We start from the raw sequence: 19,877 nt of genomic DNA, 5'->3' as shown, positions 1-19,877 counted from the left end.
GTTAAAATTACAAAATAGTCCCGCATAACGGATAACAATTATTTAACAGCCTTTGAAATGCCGAATCTGCTCCATTGCTTGTTGGCAAAATCAAGGAATTCCTCAGGCGCGGCTTCAAACCTTTTCTCTACCACTTTTTCGCCGCCCAGTTTTTCCGTGCCTTTTACAACAGTAGTAGTTCCCTTTATGGTGTACAGCTCTTTTCCTTCATAAAACACCAGTTTCTTTTCTTCAGGTCCTGCCTCAGGCTTGCACCCTTTGTACAGTAAAAAACCTACTTCTGCAATGCCATCTCCGTCAAGGTCAGTAATGGAAAGGGAATTGCTGAAAAAGTCGCACTTTACCTCAAACGCGCATTCTTCCACTACTTCACTTATTTTCCAGACTTCCTTAAACGAATCTTCCCCGGTTTTTATGAAGTGGTATGCATATATTTTTGCACCGCGGGTGGCATCGTATACATTCGACCAGTAAATGCCGGTTTGAGTAAGAATTACAACGTTTTCACCCCGTTTATCTTTCCAGTGCTTGCCATCTTTTATCTTGCCTTTGTATAATTTTTTATCAATCATGCCGGGCTTGAATTCAAGCAGGGGCACAGGGGCTTCCCTGGGTGTAGCTTTACAGCTAAATAAAGTGCAGAACAGGATACTGATTAATAAAGGATATTTCATTTTAGTGCCAGTTGAATATATAACCAAACAAAGGGAATAGCCAGCAGTAATGAATCAAACCGGTCTAAAAACCCCCCATGTCCGGGCATAATATGCCCGCTGTCTTTCACATTAGCTACCCGCTTTAACTTACTTTCCAGCAAATCACCTGCAGTACCTACTACCGCTGCAATAGCGGCAATGGCAATCCAGTGAATTACACGATAGCCATTGGCAGGCGCCGTAAAATAACCCAGCAACGCAATCACCACCACACATAAAATAGCGCCACCAATTGTACCCTCCCAGGTTTTCTTAGGCGAGATCTTTGAAAAAGGCGTTTTCCCAATCAATGATCCAACAATGTATGCCATGGTATCATTGATCCAGATGGAAACAATGAGTGCAATAGGTATCAGTTTGCCCCAGGTATCCATTGAAAAATTCACCCCTTCTTTAGTGGGCGGAATAAAAGAACAACGCAGGTTCATCATCAATCCCCAGCTTAAAGAAATATAGAGTAACCCAAGTGCACTATAACCGATATTCTTTGGTTTTATTTCTTTGGCGAATAACAATTCTACAATGGGCAGTATGAATAAACACAATAAACCAAGAAACCAGCCTATCTCATGCAGCGGTATACCAAATAAACCGAACTGGTCGCTGGTAAAATATAACATGATGCACCACCCTGCCAATTTCACGCCATATTTATGAAACGGGGTAATGGTAGTATAATCGGGATCAATTAATCCAATCAGTTTCTGGTATTCTGTCCAGCAGCCAAAATGAATAATAGAGAACAATATAAAAAAGCTCCACTGGTTCCATAGCAGTCCGGTAAGCATTACCACTACAAACACCGCTGCGGTAAGCGATCTGGTCTTAAATGTTTTTACATTGAGCGCCATAAGCGAAAGCACTTATTTTTATGCTATGAATTGATTGGTAGAAGTAAGCTCGTCTGTTTCGTACACTTTGGAATAAGTAATGGTAGATTGTTTTTGAAAATACCAAAGTATGGCCCATACTACAATACCACTGGCAACAGCCGCCAGTACAGGGGTTTGCGGGTTTTTTTCAACATACTCAGGCGCATAAGAGGCCGCGATCACCTGTACGGCATTGTTGGCAAAATGCGCTATCATGCTTGTATAAATACTACCGCTGAACCAGTATAAGGCGCCCAATACAATACCCAGGAACATCCTTGGCAAAAAGCCCGAGAACTGAAGGTGTAAGGCCGAAAATAAAACAGCTGTTAATACAATGCCCACCCAGGGATTACGGGTTAATTGTATCACAATACGTTGCAATGCTCCCCTGAAAAACAATTCTTCCCCAATAGCCGGCAACAGGGCAATTATTAATACATTCAAAACAATGTCCCAAACACTTTTTACTTTAAGTATGGCTGTCAGTTGTTTAACCGTATCCTCTTCCATCCGGGTTAAAGACTCCGGCAAAGGGATCATTTCATTCAAATGCCCCAGCCATATTACAAACGGCATGGCCATTAACATGCCCAGGATGGCCAGGATGTACATATTCGCTTTTTCAGCGTTCCTGAAACCTAAAAAATACCCATAATTACCTGTGAACGTGAACCGTGCGAAAAAAAATGGTGGTACTATGAATAACAGGATCGAAGAAACTGCCTGTATTAATTTCATCACATTTACCATATGTGGGTTAGTGAGGTCGAGGCCTTTTCTAAAATCAATCCCACTCATCGAGTAAATAATCAGGGATGCAGCCCCTGCTGCAAGGAACATCGCGCAAAAGACGCCAAGCAAAACTGCTAATTGCGACCCGGGTGATTTTATACGTAAATGACGGCTCATAGGCTGGTGTAAACAAAGATTAAGATGTAAATTTGCAGCTTTGCAAACCTTGCAAAAGCTGCAAGATAACTAACAAAATCAACATGGTACGAATCGCTGACATCACACTTCCCGAATTTCCTCTCCTCCTGGCTCCTATGGAGGATGTTAGCGACCCGCCATTCCGTTTTGTTTGCAAGCAAAACGGTGCCGATTTAATGTACAGCGAGTTCATTTCCAGTGAAGGATTGATCCGCGATGCCATCAAAAGCAGGGCAAAGCTCGATTTTAACGAATTTGAACGCCCTTTTGGTATTCAGATCTTTGGCGGCGATGAAGAAGCTATGGCCCTGAGCGCCAAAATAGTAGATACGGTTCAACCCGACCTGGTAGATATTAATTTCGGCTGCCCCGTAAAAAAAGTAGTAAGCAAAGGCGCCGGCGCCGCCGTTTTAAAGGATATCGACGCCATGGTACGCCTCACTTCAGCTGTGGTAAAATCAACTTCCTTACCGGTTACAGTGAAAACCCGCCTTGGCTGGGACGATAACAGCCGAAACATTGAAGAAGTGGCCGAACGCCTGCAGGATGTTGGCATTAAAGCCCTTACCATCCACGGCCGTACCCGCGCCCAATTGTATAAAGGCGAAGCCGACTGGACATTGATCGCTGCGGTAAAAAACAATCCCCGGATTCAAATCCCAATTTTTGGCAATGGCGACATCGACACGCCGCAAAAAGCCCTCGAATATAAAAACCGCTATGGTGTGGATGGCATTATGATTGGCCGTGCAGCCATTGGTTATCCCTGGATCTTCAGGGAAATAAAACACTTTTTGCAAACCGGCGAAATGCTCCCCCTGCCCTCCATTGAAGAACGGGTAGAAATCTGCCGTACTCATGCCCATAAATCGGTTGAATGGAAAGGTGAGATCGTGGGTATTTTGGAAATGCGCCGTCACTATTCCAATTACCTGAAAGGACTGTCGCATGTAAAGGAATTCCGCAACCGGCTGGTAATAGTAAAAACATTGGCTGAAGTGGATAGCATCCTGAACGAGGTGAAGGAAAAATTCAGCGGCCTTGTACTGGAACGCCAGGTTATTCCTTTATCGGATGACCAGTTTCCTGCCTGCGCCGTATAAGCAGCATTATAACACTGTACATATATGTTAAACCTTATTATTTCCGCCGGAAAAAAATTAACCAGGGTGGCAATGGCGGTACTGACCATTGTTGCGGTTGCCATTGTGCTTACTGGTTGCCCGCCACACACCGAAACAAAAAAGAACAAGGCCGGCAAGGCCAATGTGTTATTCAATATCGACAGCGCCACGCTTATCAATCACCTCGCCTACCTGTCATCGGCTGCTATGGCCGGCCGGGAAATAGCCACGCCCGGTAACCAACTGGCGCGGGAGCACATAGTGCATATTTTTGATTCCCTCCAAATCAACAAAACCGGCGAATCCTATTTACAACCCTTTCCTTTTGGCCACGATAACCAGCAAGGCACCAATGTTATTGGCGTTATCAAAGGCAGTCAATACGAAAATAATTACCTCGCCATTACCGCGCATTACGACCACCTGGGAGTGCGCAATGGGAATATCTATTACGGCACAGATGACAATGCATCCGGTACCGCCGCCCTGCTAACTATGATGGCATATTTTAAACAACACCCGCCCAAACACTCATTGATCTTTGTTGCATTTGATGGGGAAGAGAAAGGGTTGTTAGGGTCAAAATATTTTGTGGTCAATTGTCCCATCCCGTTATCAAATATTATGGTGGATGTGAATATGGATATGGTAAGCCGTAACGACAGCAACGAGATCTTTGCTACCGGTATTTATCATTATCCTTCGTTGAAAAAGTATGTGGACAGTATTCAGCCATTTACGCCCGTTTTCATTCGCTATGGGCACGATGGGCAACAATCCGGCTCCGAGGACTGGACCAATCAATCGGATCACTACCCCTTTTATCAAAAAAATATTCCATATCTGTACTTCGGTGTAGAAGACCATCCCGATTACCACCGTCCCGGTGATACATTCGACAAAGTGAATAAAAGCTTTTATTACCGGGTGTGCACGATGATTACGGCGGTTACTACGCTGTTAGACGAGGCATATAATCCCTCGGAGGGTTATGCGCATTGATGTTTCTTTCTTAACTTACATTTAAATAACCTTTACTATGGAGCCCCGCGAAAAAGACGTTCGTACCTGGTCAATGCTTTGTCATTTATCCGCCCTTGCCGGTTTTATTATCGGGTTGGGGAATGTATTAGGACCATTGATTGTTTGGCAAATAAAAAAGAACGAACTGCCGGAAATTATTCCACATGGAAAAGCGGCAGTAAATTTTCAACTCACCATATTAATCATCGATATAATTGCCGGTCTTGGCTTTTTTGCCTACCTGGGAGGTTCTCTTTTCTCCTTCTCCCATACTCCCTTTGGCATCGGCAGACACACCCTCCCATTCTTTGGTGGATTTATGGCCGGTGGAGTTGTTTTCACTGTTATCAATATTCTTGGCCTAGTATTCACGATTATAGCTGGGGTAAGGGCGAATAATGGGGAGGAGTATAAGTACCCTTTTGCGATAAGGTTTATTAAGTAGCTGGCAAAGGGCAAAGGTTGCCCACTTTATTTAGTGTTTTCTATCATTTTTGAAATCATTCCGAATACAGAGTTAAGATACTTTTTTAGATTTATTAATTGATCAGATTTGACAAAATCCAACAGTATCGCTAATTCGAATTGTGTATCGATTTCAACGCAGGAGCTACGGCTTATTTCATAAAACCTTCTGCTATCTGCAGTTGGCTTTTAGCTGCGCATTCTGCTATATTACTACACAGTGACACTGCGGCCCGTCGAAGCTGAGAGACAAGCCCAAAACGCTCGTCCGCGGGAAAATAATTTGTTAAGCTATAAACTTCTTTAACCAGCTTTAAGGCATATTCGTATACATTCAACCTTTTGTGATCGAGATTTAGCATAATCATGTTTTTTTGATAAATGAATTATGCTCTAACCATTGCCTGTACCTATTAGCGCCTACCCTTTGCCTTTTGCCTGGCCTCTTATTTCTCATTGCCTATCGCTTTCACCACCGCTTCACTTAACGGCAACACCGAAGGATCAAAATAATGCGTCAACACTCCTTTCTCATCAATCAGATACTTCGAAAAATTCCAGGAAGGCGCCTTTTCATTCCAGCCATTCTTTGTCTTGTTGGTTAGCCATTTGAAAATGCTGTTCTGGTCATTTGATTTAATCACAATGCTTTTTTTGGCAAGGGGAAAGGTAACGCCAAAGTTGATTTTGCAGAACTGTGCGATGTCACTATCGCTGCCCTTTTCCTGTTCTTTAAAATCATTGGCGGGAAATGCAATGATCTCCAGTTGATTGTTAAACTGTTGATACAGCTTTTGCAGTTCGTCATATTGATTGGTATACCCGCAATTACTGGCAGTATTCACCAGCATTATTTTCTTTCCTTTATATGCGTCCAAAGGCAGGGTATTGCCATTACTCAGTGGCACCTGCAAGGTATAAATAGATTCAGCCGGCTGAATATTTTTGGAGTTGGTAAACACTTTCGTATTGCGGCCCATCATTTTTGTAAAGGCGATCCACAATGGGTAAACAAGTTGTAAAAACCGTTGCTTAACTGTCATAATAATAGTAAATTATTTCACCACCCATTTAAACAGTCTTAATCTTCCTTTAAATGGAGGGTATTTGATTGCAGGATCAAACCAGGTGGGCGTTTTCATTACTGACTTGGCATTACTAAACACCTCAAAACTGTATTGGCCATGATACTTGCCAAAGCCGCTGTTGCCGCGGCCACCAAATGGCAAATGGTGATTGGTAAAATGCCAGCCGGAATTATTAACGCAGCCCCCACCAAATGATACCGACTGCAACCATTCTTTTTCTTTATTTGTATCTGCGGTGTAAATATAAAACGATAATGGATCAGGATTGTTCTGAATAACTGCTTTTGCTTCTTCGAGGGTATTAAACGTGAGTACGGGTAAAAACGGACCAAAAATTTCTTCTTTCATCAGGGGCGCATCCGGTGATACATTTTCCAGGATGGTGGGCTCAATGTACAATTGGCTGATATCATAATGGCCGCCATGTACAATGGTTCCCTGACTTAAGTAACCAATAATACGCTGAAACTGCTTTTCATTGATGATCTTACAATAGCTATAGCTTGTAGCCGGGTTTTCAGAATAAAAGGAAGCAATGGTTTTCTTCAGCGCAGCGATCAGTTCATTTTTTTTGGAAGTATGTACCAGAATGTAATCCGGCGCAATACACATTTGGCCCGCATTCGCAAATTTAGTGACGGCAATACGCCGGGCCGCCACCGGAATGTCGGCATCGCTTTCCACTACACACGGACTTTTACCACCCAGCTCCAGGGTTACCGGAACCAATTGTGCTGCAGCCAATTGATAAATGCTTTTACCAACAGCCGTGCTGCCAGTATAAAACACATGGTTGAACCGGAAGGTGTTCATCAGGGCTGGCACTACCTGCGCGCCATCGCCTTCCATATATAAAATGTATTCCTGCGGGAATATTTTGCTGATAATATCACCCATTACATTGGTCGTGGCTGGCGCCAGTTCCGATGGTTTTAACACTACACAATTGCCTGCAGCAATAGCCCCTATCAATGGTGCAAACAATAATTGAAAAGGATAATTCCACGGACTGATAATAAGTACAACGCCCAATGGTTCCCGCATAATATAACTGGCAGAAGGCAGGTTAACCAGATTGGTAGGTACCCGTTGAGGCTGCATCCAATGGCGAAGGTTACGCAATGCCATGTTAATGTCGGCCATTACTACGCCCAGTTCTGTAACCCAGCTTTCCTCTGCACTTCTTTTCAGGTCTTTATACAACGCATCGTACAACGATTGTTCATATTCTTGAACGGCTGCTTTTAATTGTTGTAACTGTTGCTTACGAAATGCCAGCGTTCGAGTAGCGCCGCTTTCGTAAAAAATTCGCATGGTTTGCAATTGTTGCTTCAGTGAATCGGGGTTCATATGCATACTGTTTACCCAATAATATGATACAGGTAAGTTACACATTTCAGGTGAAGCAATTGGTATATTATTAACCCTAATACCCAAATAAAAAGAAAGGAGCAGCAGCCCGGCCCTGCTCCTTTTTGGCGCAGGGTTAAATAGGCACTACCGGTGTATCATCCTCGGTTTGTAATGGCGGCGGTTGCCGGTTTTTCATTACATAACATGCTTCTATGAGCGCTTCCATTTTTTCGTATAAATAAAAGTGATTGCTGCGTTCGAGTGGTTCACTTGAAATGCTGTTGGGGCTGGATACTACTTCCACCAGCCAATCCCATAATTGATCCCGGACATCATTTAAATGAAAGCACTCAAAAAATTCTTTGAAAACCAGGAAGGGGTTTTGTTTTTCTTCTTCAGTTAAGCGCAATGGCTGATTGTGCCAATGCGGGTGGTTATTACAGGTTCGCATACGTTAGGTTTATATGATTTTACATTATTTACGGATTTACAGCGGCGAACTTACAGCTTGCCCAATGCATAAATTTCCCTGACCTTGCAAAATGCAAAGCTTGAAATATAAATACGCATACTGCAGGCCTTAATAAGACTTCAGCTGAAAAACATAGAAAATATCGCTTAATGTGTGAGGCTACTGCGTAAGCAGTTTTGAATAATTAAGAATAGTATTACTATTTTTCGGCAACCGGTGCAAGATGCTATATGGAGTAAGCGTGCGCTATTATGTATTGTTGTAAGTATATAACGGTTACCACTATATCAATTATTCTTCTTCGCTTTAACAACCCTAAATTATATCAATTCTCCCGGTCTCCCAAATTTCTTAGCAACTTTTTTCTCCAGTTTTCCAATTATTTCCTATTCTGCGTTGAAAGTAGAATGAATTACAAGGAAAGCAGCGACTATAACGCCTTAGCAAATATGCTCCTGTCTGAACCGGGATGTATGGGATTCGTGGGATGGTGGGGAGATAGACCTGTAGCCTCATTAAACGCTCAAATTTCGCCTCAAATGACTTTCTGGAAGACGGACACCAATCAAAAACTAATGCGTTTTCTATAACGCTCTTGCAAATACGATGTGAACACAACACTCTAGGCAGATTTTTTTTACATCATAACAAGAGATAGAATATAAATAACGCCCAACGTGGTTAATCCCATAAATAAAGTAGCGAGGGTATATACCTGTAACATAGAGCGCATATCCAGCCCGGAGAATTTCGCAATTACCCAGAAGTAAGCATCATTGGCATGCGATAGGGTCATGGAACCGGCACCCATTGACAAAACGGCCAGTAACCGGCCCGCTTCTGAATCAAGCCCCAGGGCGGGTATCAAAGGTTGAATAATAGAAGAAGCCGTTATAATGGCCACCGTAGAAGAACCCTGTGCGGTTTTAAGGATCGCAGTTAATAAAAAGGGGAACAGGATGCCAAGGGCCTGCAGGTTCACGGCATTGCTCACATGCTGCCCTACCTGCGTAGCGGCCAGGATAGCGCCAAAAGCTCCGCCAGCGCCAATAATTACCAGGATGCCGCCAGCCTTTTCGGCGGCCTCCTGCAATAGGTTACCCACCACATTTTTATTCCAGGTACGCACGGCGCAAAATGCCAGGATAATGCCAATGGCCAGCGCCACCACCGGATCACCGGCTACCGTAAATACCTGCATCCAGGTAGGAATGGTTCTACCGGTCCCGATGGACAGAAATGATTTTATTCCAATTAATACAATTGGCACCAGTACCGGTAAAAAGGAAAGTGTTACAGAAGGCATTTTTGTAGTAAGGTCAACAACGGGTGCTTCTTCCGGCGCTTCATTTTGTATTTTCCGGCCGGCATAGCGCGCCCAGGCATATCCTACCAGCATGGCCGGAAGCGCCACCGCCATCCCTGTTATAATGAGTTTTCCAAAATCAACACCAACCGCACTGGCCGCCGCGGCAGCGCCGGGATGCGGTGGAATTAAACAATGCACCGAATATAAACCTGTAGCCAGCGACACCGACATAATGATAACCGAAATGCCTGTTCGCCTGCACAACGATTTATTTAATCCACTCAACACGATATACCCTGAATCGCAGAAGATAGGCAGGCCTACTATAAACCCCGTAATGCCCATGGCCAGCGGCGCCTGCCTTTCGCCTATTCTTTTTAAGATGTAAGTGGCCATCACTTTGGTACTGCCGGTATGCTCCAGTACAACACCCAGCGCAGTGCCTAACACAATGATAAACCCAAGGGATTGCATAATGTTCCCAAACCCCTGTTTGGTTACGTTGATAATATTTGCCACTGGCATTTGCACACCCAGCCCTACCACAAAGCAGGCGACCAGCAACGCAAAAAAGGCATGAATGCGAAAAACAGCAGTCAGCAAAATGATAATGCCAATACCCATTACCAAAAAGATCATAACCTGTGCAAAGGATGCTGTCATATGCCAGTCGTTAGCGTGATTATTATCTAAGATACGTACCTTGCCTTTGCAAAACAGGTACGCGGTAGTAATTTTTGATTAAACTTATGAACGACGAATACTATATGCAGCAGGCGCTGAAGGAAGCGCAGCGGGCCTTTGATGATGGCGAAGTGCCGGTTGGCGCCGTTGTGGTTATGAATAACCGCATTATTGCCCGCGGCCATAACCAGGTGGAGCGGTTGAACGATCCTACCGCCCATGCCGAGATCATTGCTCTCACTTCGGCTTTCAATTTCCTGGGCAGTAAATATTTGCCTGAAGGTTCTATTTATATTACGGTTGAACCCTGCCTTATGTGCACCGGGGCGCTTTACTGGAGCAAGATCAGCCGGATAGTATGGGGCGCCGATGATGAAAAGAACGGCCATAAACGCATTACCGAACCCAACTGGCCATTTCATCCCAAAACTGAAGTTACTAAAGGCATATTGAAAGATGAATGCGCCGAATTAATGAAAAGCTTTTTCAGAAGTAAACGGTAATTAGTCGTGAATCGGCAATCGTGAATCGTGAATGGCTGTCGATAATTGAGGCTAATAACTATCTTGTGCAGCCCAAAACTCGATTGCCGATTGCCGATTGCTGCAATCTACTGGTCCCACCACACCCGGCCGTTCAGGTCGTCTTTTCCACCCAGGGAAGGTTGTAGGAATATAGCTAAACGGTAGTTGTTGCCATTGATATTTTGTTCCTTCACAGGATACGCCTGTCTTCTGGGAATAGGAATATTGCCGTTATTAGGCGCAGGCGTTAATACAGGAAATCCCGTTCTGCGCCATTCAGCCCAGGCTTCATAGCCATTCGCGTACAGATGTAACCAACGCTGGTAACCGATCTTTTTCAAGGCATCGGTACTGTTATAAGCTACTTCAGGTTGCACCTTATACGCAGCTAAACCGGTTGTATCGCCTGCATCGGTGGCAGAATAAGGGATCCTTTCTATCTGTTTGTCGGTAGAGTCAACATAGGCCTTGAAGCTCTGCCGGTTCCATTGTCTTACAGATGCTTCTATGCCCGCTTCATAGTTTGTTTTTGCGTCTGCATCGCCACCGGGCAACCACGTTAACTTATTGGCTTCGGCAATTGCAAATAATACCTGTGCATAGGTGGTGATATAAGTGGGTGCATTTTGTGTACGCACATGCACGCCTACAAATGACACGGAACCTGATGGAATAGCGCCCACCGCATTCCCATCCAGCCCATAAGGAACACCCACATAATCTTTACTGCTGTTTACGTCGGCAAATATTTTAAGCCGCGGGTCATTCAGGGGCTTCATATAATCAACAATGGTTTTACTGGCCCAATACCAGGGGCGGTTCTGTACATTGGCCACATAGTACCAATAATTCTGGTTGGCCGCTTCGGCCAGGTGCACATATACCGCACTCTGACTGTTATCGGTAAACACGCCTCCGCTAAGGGCGTCTGTGAACTCTGCTTTGCCTTTGGCCGCATCTGCTTTTGATAAGCGCAGCGCCATCAAACATCGCATGGAGTTGGCAAACCGTTTCCAGTAGGCCATATTACCCCGGTATAAAATATCGCCCGTAACGCCATTGCCATTATCTATTTGCGCCGCTGCTTCTTTCAATTCTTTTATCAGGTCGTAATAAATATCTTTTTGCCGGTCGTACACAGGTGAAAAATTCTCCTTTCCTTTCAATGCGTTGAAGTAAGGAATATCTCCCCAGCGGTCGGTCATATGCCAGAAGAACCAGGCTTTTAAAATGCGGGCCACTGCTTTTTGATTATTGGCAGAACCTTCATTCACATCATAGGTGGTGGCATTTAAGATTGTTTGTAAATTCTCCAGCGGCTGCGTGTACAGATCATAAAAATCAAAGTTCACCACTGTATACCGCGAGTTATCGGTATATGGCTTTTCCGACCAGTGCTGCACATATAAATTGCCGCTGATCGATTCAATGGTATTGGCTATTTGTGTAATTGAATAAGTCAATAATTGCGCATTGGATGCCCTGGTGGGCACATTGGGATCAACGTTTATGTTATCGCTGAACTTGGTACACCCGGCCCCTGTTACCAGCAAGGCAATCAGCAACTGTATAATGAGTAGTTTTTTCATGTTCGTTTTTTTAAAAGGAAACATTCAGGTTAATACCATACGAGCGGGTAGTGGCCAGCTGACCGGTTTCCAACCAGTTAAAGGAAGTGGAGCCGGTTGCCAGTTCGGCCGGGTTCAGGCCTTTGGGCGCTTTTTGCCAGATCATAAACGGGTTCCTGGTAATAAAGGCCAGGTTCAGACTTTTAACCGGCAGCTTTGCAATATTGGCTTTTGAAAAAGTATACCCCACTCTTATCTCACGCATCCTGATATACGAAGCATCATACAACCATTGTTCATAAATTTTGGTGCCCAGGTTATTACGGTACCAGGTTCTTGCATTTACAAACGCAGTGACTTCCTGTTTGGAGCTGTTGGAGATGCCGGTGACCTTTAAGCCGCCGCCATCCGTCAACGGATCGCGGATGTTTTTTCCATTCTCATTCATCACAGCAGTTTCTGCCGCCTGTCCGCTTTTAACGGCCAGCATTTTTGTCCAGCTAAAGAACTGTCCGCCTTTTTGAAAATCTATTACGGCACTCAGATCAAAATTCTTCCAGGTGAGGGTATTTTGCCAGCCACCGGTGAATTTGGGCAATACTGTCCCAAAATTGTGATTGGTAACATACATGGGCATATTGCTGGCATCGAGTAAGATCTTCCCGGTTGCCGAATCACGCATATAGGCATTACCAACAATGGACCCGAACGATTCATTTACATTCGCCAGTAAAAACATATCTACACTGGAGTAGCGGTTCTGATCGAGGATCAGTGAATTGATACCGGGATACAATTCCTTTATTTTATTTTTATTCCGGGCAATGTTAAAACTGCTTGTCCAGGTAAGGTCTTTCATTCTTATAGGCGTGCCGCTTACTGTTAATTCAATGCCTTTGTTCTGAATATTCCCTGCATTGATCACATACTTAGAGTACCCGCTTACGCCCGATACATCGAGATTCATTACGGCATCCTGGTTTTGCTGATAATACCAGGTAAAACTGAAACCAACACGGTCCTGCAAAAACCGCATATCCAAACCGGCTTCATAAGCTGTACCTAATGAAGGTTTCAAATTGGGGTTCTTTAACGTATCGGGCACATACATGGGAAAGTTACCGCTATAGGGCTGCTGTAAGCCAAATGAATTGGTGGTTTGATAAATATCTATATCCGAACCTGCCTGGGCAAAACTTGCCCTGATCTTGCCATAAGAAATGGGGATTACTTTTAACAGCTCACTGAATACCATACTTGCCGAAACCGATGGATACAAATAAGCATTGTTATTGTCGGGTAATGCTGAGGATATATCCCGCCGCAAGCTGGCATCGATAAAGTAGGTGTTATTATAACCCAGCGAAACAGACCCATAAGCGCTTCTTACTTCTTTCCGCTTTAAAACATTTTTCACCAGCGGCCGGTCGAGCGAATTGGTGATATCATAAAAACCGGGGGAAACAAAACCGCCCTGCGTTTCCTGACGCAGATAAGTATATCGCTGGTTCATTAAATTGCCGCCCAGGTTGGCGCCCACGGTAAAACGGCCAAACTCTTTATTATAGGTAGCCAGGAACTCATAATTCATTTCTTTCGATTCATACTTGCCTATCCAGAAAGCTGGAACGCCACGACCGCCTTCTGCATTCCTGCCATCCAGGTTTTGAATAAACCCATCCTGCCGTACAAAGCCATTTACTTTCAACCCCGGCATAATAGTATATGACACGCCTACATTACCAAAGAACCGGTCGCGTGAATCGTGTGCAGGGTTTTCATACGCATCAAAATAAGGATTGTTCCAGTCTATAGGACTTGTTCTGCTTGTATACACACCGTTCGTGGGCGCGGAAACATTCCACTGATAAAATGTACCATCGGCATACTTGTACTGTTTTAATTTATTCATATCGAGGTTGCGCTGAAACCACTGGTACATATTGCGCGAACCCAAACTTTGATACCCCTGCGACGGCCGCTGCGCCTTGTTATTGGCATAGTTCAACGTGGTGCTTATAACAAGGTTAGGGTTAACACTCAGCGAACCGCTGAATGAGAGGTTGTTTCTTTTTAAGTAGGTATTCGGTTCAATACCTTTTACATCGGTATTGTTATATGACAACCGGAAAGAAGTGTTTTGTCCACCGCCCGAAAAGGAGATGCTGTTGTTAAAAGTATGGCCGGTTTCAAAATAGTCTTTGATGTTATTGGGATGCGGCACAAAGGGTGTTTCTTTTCCAAAGTCAGGATCATCGGGATAAAACGAATACTGGTGCCGTACGGGTGTTCCATCCATTTTAGGGCCCCAGCTTTCATCCCATTCGCCATCTACAAACTTAGTAGGCACGCCGTTGATATTGATGGTAGAAAACGAAAGGTTTGAACCGGCGCCATAGGTATTCTGCAAGGGCAAAAAGTTACCGGCTTTTTCTACTGAATAGGCAGAGCTGAAATTCACCACCGGTTTTTGTGCATTCTTTCCTTTGCGGGTAGTGATCATAATAACGCCAAACTGCCCGCGTAAACCATACAATGCTGATGCAGCCGGGCCTTTCAGCACGTTGATCGATTCAATATCATCGGGGTTTATATCCTGCGCCAGGTTACCGTAATCACGTCCATTGCGTGCGGCATAGTTGCTATTGGAAATGGGTGTATTGTCTACAACCACCAACGGCTCACCGCCGCCGGTCAGGAAATTGGTACCTCTTATTTGTATTTTCTGGGTACCGCCCATACTGGCACCGGAGGAGCCGCTCAGTTGTACGCCGGCTATCTTGCCACCCAAACTGCCCAGTACGTTCTGTTCTTTGGCAACCGTAAGGTTATCGCCTTTTATTTCCTGGGTTGAATACCCAACCGATCTTTCCTTCCGCGAAATACCCAATGCAGTAACAATCACCTCTTCCATTTTACCAGTACCTTCTTTCAGCGCTACCGATACCTCCAGCGTTTCATTGTCTTTGATGGTGATCTCTGTAAACTGGGTGGTAAAACCCACAGCAGATACCTGTAATTTGTATTTACCTGCTTTTAATCCGCCCAGGTTAAACACGCCCTCTTTATTGGCCGCCGTTCCTCTGTCGGTACCCAACACCATTACCGAGGCATTGGACAGCGGCGCCCCCGCCTCATCGGTTACGCGGCCGCGTATGCCGCCATCGTAGGGTGCTGCATCAACAATATTTATATCAACAGTCGGTTCCTGTTTTTTGATCTTCTTTATAACAATGTTCCCGTCCACCTGGTCGTACCGTAACCCGGTATGTTGCAACAGGTCGCCCAGGATATTGTTAACCGGGGCTTTGGAAGCCTGGTAAGTGATATGGTCAACTTCCGCCACGTCGGCTGTACGGTAAGTGAACGCAAGCTGGGTGAGTGATTCAATTTTTTTGATGGCCTCCTTCAGGGAAGCGTTCTTCAAGTCGATGGAAATGATGATCTTGTTCAGGTCCTGGCCATTGCCCGAACGGGCCATAAGCAGTCCGCTAAAAGTGAGTAAGATAGCCAGGAAAGATATTCTCATGAACAGCGCTTTGTGTGTCGATAGCAGTTTTGGGCCGCCGCCGGCAATAATGCACGACGTACTATGCCTGTACGTTTTTACATACAAATTCATAGCTTTGAATTGTTTTAGGTAATTCTTTGAACAGGATTATTTTCAAACATGTGGAACCGCTTCCAGGTCGCAACTGGGGCGGTTCTTTTTGTTGTATTAAGGGGGTGAATAATTGGTCGTGTACATAGCAGTTTACGTTTTGGTATTTAATATTATTGAATTACATACATATTGTTCTCCAGGGTTAACCGGGTGTCGGTAAGGTTGCATATTACCTTCAATGCATTCTCGATGCCTATCTCGCGCCGGAATGAGGTAGTGATGCGCTCATTGGCAAGGGCTTCACCTGGCACCCGAATGGTTACATCATAATTTCTTTCCAGGTCGGCCACTATATCGCGGATGGTTTCATCGTCGTATTGCAGGTTGCCCTGCTGCCAGGGCGCCACTTCGGCAATGGCCTGCTTCTTCTGCACCACCTTATTACTGGTATTGCTTACTTTTACCTGTTGTCCCGGGGTAAGCACTGCCATTTCTTTATCATTATAATTCACACGCACCTTACCCCGGCTTACCGATACAATGATGTTCTCCCGGCCCGGGTAAGCGTTTATATTAAAGGCTGTGCCCAGCACCATCGTGGTCACTTTTCCGGTATGAATTAAAAAGGGTTGTTTATCGGCGTGTTTTACATCAAAATAGGCTTCCCCCGTCAGGTATACTTCTCTTTTGCCGGCAGCAAATTGTTGCGGGTATTCCAGCGTGCTGGCCGCATTCAGCCATACCTGCGTACTGTCGGGCAATAACATATACCGGTATTCTGAGCGGCCAGTCATTTTTTTGGCCAGGCCTTTGGTGGCGGCCAACGGCTGCTTTGAAAGCGGGTGTGTCACTAACCACGCAACACCCACTGCCAGTGCAATCAGTACGGCAGCCATCGCCAATAATACCTGCTTCTTTTTTGCCGGCTTTGGAGTGGTAAGCAATTGTTCGTTGGAGTTGAGTTTTGTTATTACCAGGTTACCCGATCCATCTACCCAGGTAAGGGAAGAACCGGGTTGTCCGGTTTCCTCGTAAGCTTTCTTTATCAGGTTCCTGATTATTTCATTATGGGCAGCTTCGTTGATGAAGGAAAAGAATTCATCGAACTCCTTCCTGGTACAGGTGTTGTTCAGGTATTGTTTGAACAGGTATTTGATCCTTTCTTCCATGGAAAAGGTTGTTCCTTTTCTTTATAGACGAAGCAACCGGCAGGTGTTCCTATTCCGGTTTAAATATTTTTAGAAAAGGGGAAGAAAAAGGCGGGCGCTCCGGAGCAGGAACATACGAATGGATTGCAGGGCGGTTGATAGCTGGTTCTTTACCGTATGTTTTGAGATAGCCAGCCGGTCGGCTATCTCCTGGTAATTCAATCCTTTTTCGCGATTCAGCTGGTAGATGAGTTTGCGTTGGGGTGGCAGTTGGTCTACTGCCTTTTGAATGATCTGGCCATATTCGCGGGCCACTACATTGTCCTCTGTTTCGTTTAAATTATCGGGCTGGTTTTTCCAGATGGCTTCTTTTAACCGGTTGTCGGCTGCGGCCTTGCGTAAAAAATCAATGACTTTATTTTCTGTGAGCCGGTATAACCAGGCCTCTACATTCTGTATGGAGTGTAGTTGAGCGCGGTGCTCCCAGAGCTTTAAGAACACTTCCTGAATAATGTCGCGGGCATATTGATCACTACGGGTGAGTTTCAATACCAGCGTATGCAAGCGGTATTCGTGCTTTTTAAAAAGATCCCGAAAGAGCAGTTCAAGCGTATGCTCTTCGCTGGAATCATTGATATGTGAAACCTGATCATTCATTCGAATGAATATGATAATTGGTTTTCCATTATCACATTATCTTATTATCAAATTAGCTAATTAAGCTTTCTCAGTTTGATATTTTTGAACCAGATGCCACCGCCATGGTCCTGTAAAGCGATATGTCCCTTTTTGGTGAGGCCATAACCTTTGGCATCTTTCCATTTGCCCTTTTCTTTTAATTCCTGCCAGCCGGGTGTCCAGAACTCATATTCCACCACTTTTTTACCATTCAGCCAGTGCTCAACATGGGCGCCGTTTACTTTAATAACGGTGCGGTTATATTCGCCGGCGGGTTTGGCTGCTATTTCACTGGGTGGGTACATGGCATAGTCAGATCCGCTTTTTTGCCAGGCTTCCAGTTTTTGGGGATAACCTTCGTCGTCGATCAACTGGTATTCGGGACCCGTTTCGTAAGAATGGCCACTGGTTTCTGCTACGCGATAGATAATGCCGCTATTGGCGCCTTTGTCGACCTTCCAGTCGACAGACAATTCAAAGTTTTCGTATTGGTCAATAGTAATAAGGTCAGCCCGCTGTGTCACTTCCTGCTTTTTGCAATAAAGCTGCCCGTTCATCACTTCCCAGCTATCGTAGGGTTTATTGTTATATGCCCGCCAGCCGTCGGTATTATGGCCATTAAACAGCAACACCCAGCCGGCTTTTCTCTCTTCTTCACTTAAAGCATTGGTTTTTTCCTGATCGGGTTCAAAAGGCCCTAAAAAGGCGCTGGATAGTATGGTGGCAGAAAACAGCATCAATTTAATTGTTGTAATGGTATTCAACATTTTGATCGGATTGATAAGGATAAGTACGCAGGGTACGCTATCTAAAATACTACAAAATAGCCATAGTAACCGGTAAAATTTTACGTTTCGTAAAGAGAATGAATTGGTTAATCAACCATTGACCTGTACTTTTGTTACCGTTTGAAAGGACAACCATAAAATCTTCAACAATTAAAAATTTAGTGTTATGGCATTTACACTACCGGCGCTTCCTTATGCACACGATGCACTGGAGCCGCATATTGACGCATTGACGATGCAGATACATCATGGCAAACACCATCAGGCTTACGTAGATAACCTTAACAAAGCTATTGCGGGTACCCCCCACGAAAATAAATCGCTGGAAGAACTGGTAAAAGCTGCCGGCACCATCAGCCCTGCCGTTCGTAACAATGGCGGTGGTCACTGGAACCACTCTTTCTTCTGGGAATTACTGGCCCCCAACGCAGGAGGTGCTCCTACCGGCGCCCTGGCCGCTGCTATCGATGATGTTTTTGGTTCTTTCGATAGCTTTAAAGAAAAATTTAATACTGCCGGCGCTACCCGTTTCGGAAGCGGTTGGGCATGGTTGATCATCAACAACGGCACCCTGCAGATCATGTCTACCCCCAACCAGGATAACCCCCTGATGGATGTAGCCGAAGTTAAAGGTACTCCCCTGTTAGGTGTTGACGTTTGGGAACACGCTTACTACCTGAAATACCAGAACCGCCGTCCTGAATATATGGGCGCTATCTGGAACGTTATCAACTGGAACAAAGTGGCTGAAAATTTCGCAAAAGCTGCCAAATAACAAGCCTCCAGAAAATACACAATCCCGGTTATGCCGGGATTCTTTTTTTAACCTTTCTAAATAACAGCCCAATGAAATGTACCTTGTTTTGTACGATGATTGCCATGGTTTGCTTTGCCGCCTGCTCCCCCGGTGTTGATAAAAAAGTAAAAGTAATGTCGAGTGGTAAGATCCAGGTTGATGAAGCCACCAAAACCGTTACCCTTGAACCCGGAACCCAACACAACGAAGTTGAACTGACCCTGACCGCAAAAGATAAAGCTGTTACCGTTAAAAGTCCTAACGGCGATCAGACTTACGAGGTACCTGATGCCGGTGTGTATTTACTGAACATCAAAAACGATACGTTGATCGGACACCTGGTTAATTTTGGCAATGGCGGCGCTCCTACGTCTATCACTACTGAACAACTGGAGCACATCATCGACAGTACCCAACAACTGATTAACGGGCAAAATGCCAGCGATTCCAACAAAACTTATTTCATTGTACCTAAAACCATCAAAAAACTTACCACTAACCTGAACGCGCAGCTGGTTAACCCCTACAGCACCATTCCTGGTTCAGTAAGTGTTGATAAAGATGGTAAAGCACCTGAGATCTTTAAATTCTCTACTGCGAAGCAGGAAAGACAGTCTTTGACTGAGTTGATAGATAGAATGAAGAAGTAGGAATATTGAATATTGAATGTCGAATGTTGAAGTTAATACTTACACATTCGGCATTTGTTTTTAATTACTTCGATATTCAATA

At 44.7% G+C, this 19,877-nt stretch carries 20 protein-coding genes; 6 read left to right on the top strand and 14 right to left on the bottom strand.

Annotation, left to right across the window (positions count from 1 at the left end):
- Positions 1-38: 38 nt before the first annotated feature.
- The 3 genes from NIAKO_RS32570 to NIAKO_RS37415 are packed head-to-tail and all read right to left on the bottom strand — an operon-like array spanning position 39 to position 2,389.
- Positions 39-674, bottom strand: coding sequence for a M949_RS01915 family surface polysaccharide biosynthesis protein (locus NIAKO_RS32570; RefSeq protein WP_014222754.1), 636 nt, complete (start codon positions 672-674; stop codon positions 39-41).
- Positions 671-1,567 carry a phosphatidate cytidylyltransferase gene (locus tag NIAKO_RS32565; protein ID WP_014222753.1) on the bottom strand — a complete coding sequence of 299 codons (897 nt, stop codon included), beginning with the start codon at positions 1,565-1,567 and terminating at the stop codon, positions 671-673. Before NIAKO_RS32565 ends, NIAKO_RS32570 begins: the two co-directional genes overlap by 4 nt.
- An 18-nt stretch (positions 1,568-1,585) precedes the next feature.
- Entirely contained in the window at positions 1,586-2,389 is an 804-nt protein-coding gene (locus NIAKO_RS37415) for a CPBP family intramembrane glutamic endopeptidase (protein WP_165761213.1), read from the bottom strand.
- A 194-nt stretch (positions 2,390-2,583) separates the two neighbouring features.
- Between NIAKO_RS37415 and dusB the strand changes: the two genes are divergently transcribed.
- The 3 genes from dusB to NIAKO_RS32545 are packed head-to-tail and all read left to right on the top strand — an operon-like array spanning position 2,584 to position 5,113.
- A complete protein-coding gene (gene dusB, locus NIAKO_RS32555) occupies positions 2,584-3,624 on the top strand; it encodes a tRNA dihydrouridine synthase DusB (protein ID WP_014222751.1) in 1,041 nt (346 codons plus the stop codon).
- Positions 3,625-3,648: 24 nt separating this feature from the next.
- Positions 3,649-4,647 carry a M28 family peptidase gene (locus tag NIAKO_RS32550; protein WP_014222750.1) on the top strand — a complete coding sequence of 333 codons (999 nt, stop codon included), beginning with the start codon at positions 3,649-3,651 and terminating at the stop codon, positions 4,645-4,647.
- A gap of 37 nt (positions 4,648-4,684) precedes the next feature.
- Positions 4,685-5,113: a DUF4870 domain-containing protein gene (locus NIAKO_RS32545; protein WP_014222749.1), complete on the top strand. Its 429-nt coding sequence runs from the start codon at positions 4,685-4,687 to the stop codon at positions 5,111-5,113.
- A 26-nt stretch (positions 5,114-5,139) separates the two neighbouring features.
- Here the strand turns inward: NIAKO_RS32545 and NIAKO_RS39865 are convergent, their stop codons facing one another.
- From NIAKO_RS39865 to NIAKO_RS32520, 6 genes are all read right to left on the bottom strand, one after another.
- Entirely contained in the window at positions 5,140-5,265 is a 126-nt protein-coding gene (locus NIAKO_RS39865; RefSeq protein ID WP_394365452.1) for a hypothetical protein, read from the bottom strand.
- 20 nt (positions 5,266-5,285) lie between these two features.
- Complete coding sequence (locus NIAKO_RS39655) at positions 5,286-5,495, bottom strand: four helix bundle protein (RefSeq protein ID WP_014222748.1); 210 nt, start codon at positions 5,493-5,495, stop codon at positions 5,286-5,288.
- Positions 5,496-5,579: 84 nt separating this feature from the next.
- Positions 5,580-6,176 (bottom strand): glutathione peroxidase, encoded by a 597-nt coding sequence (locus NIAKO_RS32535; RefSeq protein WP_014222747.1) that lies wholly within the window; start codon positions 6,174-6,176, stop codon positions 5,580-5,582.
- 12 nt (positions 6,177-6,188) lie between these two features.
- Positions 6,189-7,571, bottom strand: coding sequence for an aldehyde dehydrogenase (locus NIAKO_RS32530; protein ID WP_014222746.1), 1,383 nt, complete (start codon positions 7,569-7,571; stop codon positions 6,189-6,191).
- A gap of 136 nt (positions 7,572-7,707) precedes the next feature.
- Positions 7,708-8,025, bottom strand: coding sequence for a hypothetical protein (locus NIAKO_RS32525; protein WP_014222745.1), 318 nt, complete (start codon positions 8,023-8,025; stop codon positions 7,708-7,710).
- A gap of 658 nt (positions 8,026-8,683) precedes the next feature.
- Positions 8,684-10,018, bottom strand: coding sequence for a GntP family permease (locus NIAKO_RS32520; protein WP_014222743.1), 1,335 nt, complete (start codon positions 10,016-10,018; stop codon positions 8,684-8,686).
- A gap of 86 nt (positions 10,019-10,104) precedes the next feature.
- On the opposite strand from NIAKO_RS32520, the gene NIAKO_RS32515 reads away from it, so the two are divergent.
- Positions 10,105-10,542 carry a nucleoside deaminase gene (locus NIAKO_RS32515; protein WP_014222742.1) on the top strand — a complete coding sequence of 146 codons (438 nt, stop codon included), beginning with the start codon at positions 10,105-10,107 and terminating at the stop codon, positions 10,540-10,542.
- 107 nt (positions 10,543-10,649) lie between these two features.
- Here NIAKO_RS32515 and NIAKO_RS32510 read toward each other — a convergent pair whose 3' ends face one another.
- From NIAKO_RS32510 to NIAKO_RS32490, 5 genes are all read right to left on the bottom strand, one after another.
- The gene (locus NIAKO_RS32510; protein WP_014222741.1) at positions 10,650-12,152 is read right to left on the bottom strand and encodes a SusD/RagB family nutrient-binding outer membrane lipoprotein; all 1,503 of its coding nucleotides are present in this window, start codon (positions 12,150-12,152) and stop codon (positions 10,650-10,652) included.
- A 10-nt stretch (positions 12,153-12,162) separates the two neighbouring features.
- Positions 12,163-15,660, bottom strand: a complete 3,498-nt coding sequence (locus NIAKO_RS32505) for a SusC/RagA family TonB-linked outer membrane protein (RefSeq protein ID WP_165761212.1) — start codon at positions 15,658-15,660, stop codon at positions 12,163-12,165.
- Between the two features lie 245 nt (positions 15,661-15,905).
- The gene (locus tag NIAKO_RS32500; protein WP_014222739.1) at positions 15,906-16,904 is read right to left on the bottom strand and encodes a FecR family protein; all 999 of its coding nucleotides are present in this window, start codon (positions 16,902-16,904) and stop codon (positions 15,906-15,908) included.
- Positions 16,905-16,973: 69 nt separating this feature from the next.
- Complete coding sequence (locus tag NIAKO_RS32495; RefSeq protein WP_014222738.1) at positions 16,974-17,540, bottom strand: RNA polymerase sigma factor; 567 nt, start codon at positions 17,538-17,540, stop codon at positions 16,974-16,976.
- A gap of 56 nt (positions 17,541-17,596) precedes the next feature.
- Positions 17,597-18,328, bottom strand: a complete 732-nt coding sequence (locus NIAKO_RS32490) for a 3-keto-disaccharide hydrolase (protein WP_107685466.1) — start codon at positions 18,326-18,328, stop codon at positions 17,597-17,599.
- A gap of 187 nt (positions 18,329-18,515) precedes the next feature.
- Between NIAKO_RS32490 and NIAKO_RS32485 the strand changes: the two genes are divergently transcribed.
- Together NIAKO_RS32485 and NIAKO_RS32480 are read left to right on the top strand one after the other, a co-directional pair.
- A complete protein-coding gene (locus NIAKO_RS32485) occupies positions 18,516-19,124 on the top strand; it encodes a superoxide dismutase (protein ID WP_014222736.1) in 609 nt (202 codons plus the stop codon).
- Between the two features lie 71 nt (positions 19,125-19,195).
- Positions 19,196-19,795 carry a hypothetical protein gene (locus NIAKO_RS32480; RefSeq protein ID WP_014222735.1) on the top strand — a complete coding sequence of 200 codons (600 nt, stop codon included), beginning with the start codon at positions 19,196-19,198 and terminating at the stop codon, positions 19,793-19,795.
- The last annotated feature ends 82 nt before the right edge of the window (positions 19,796-19,877 follow it).

Source organism: Niastella koreensis GR20-10, from assembly GCF_000246855.1.
GTDB lineage: Bacteria > Bacteroidota > Bacteroidia > Chitinophagales > Chitinophagaceae > Niastella > Niastella koreensis.
This window is presented reverse-complemented; position numbering and strand designations above follow the sequence as displayed.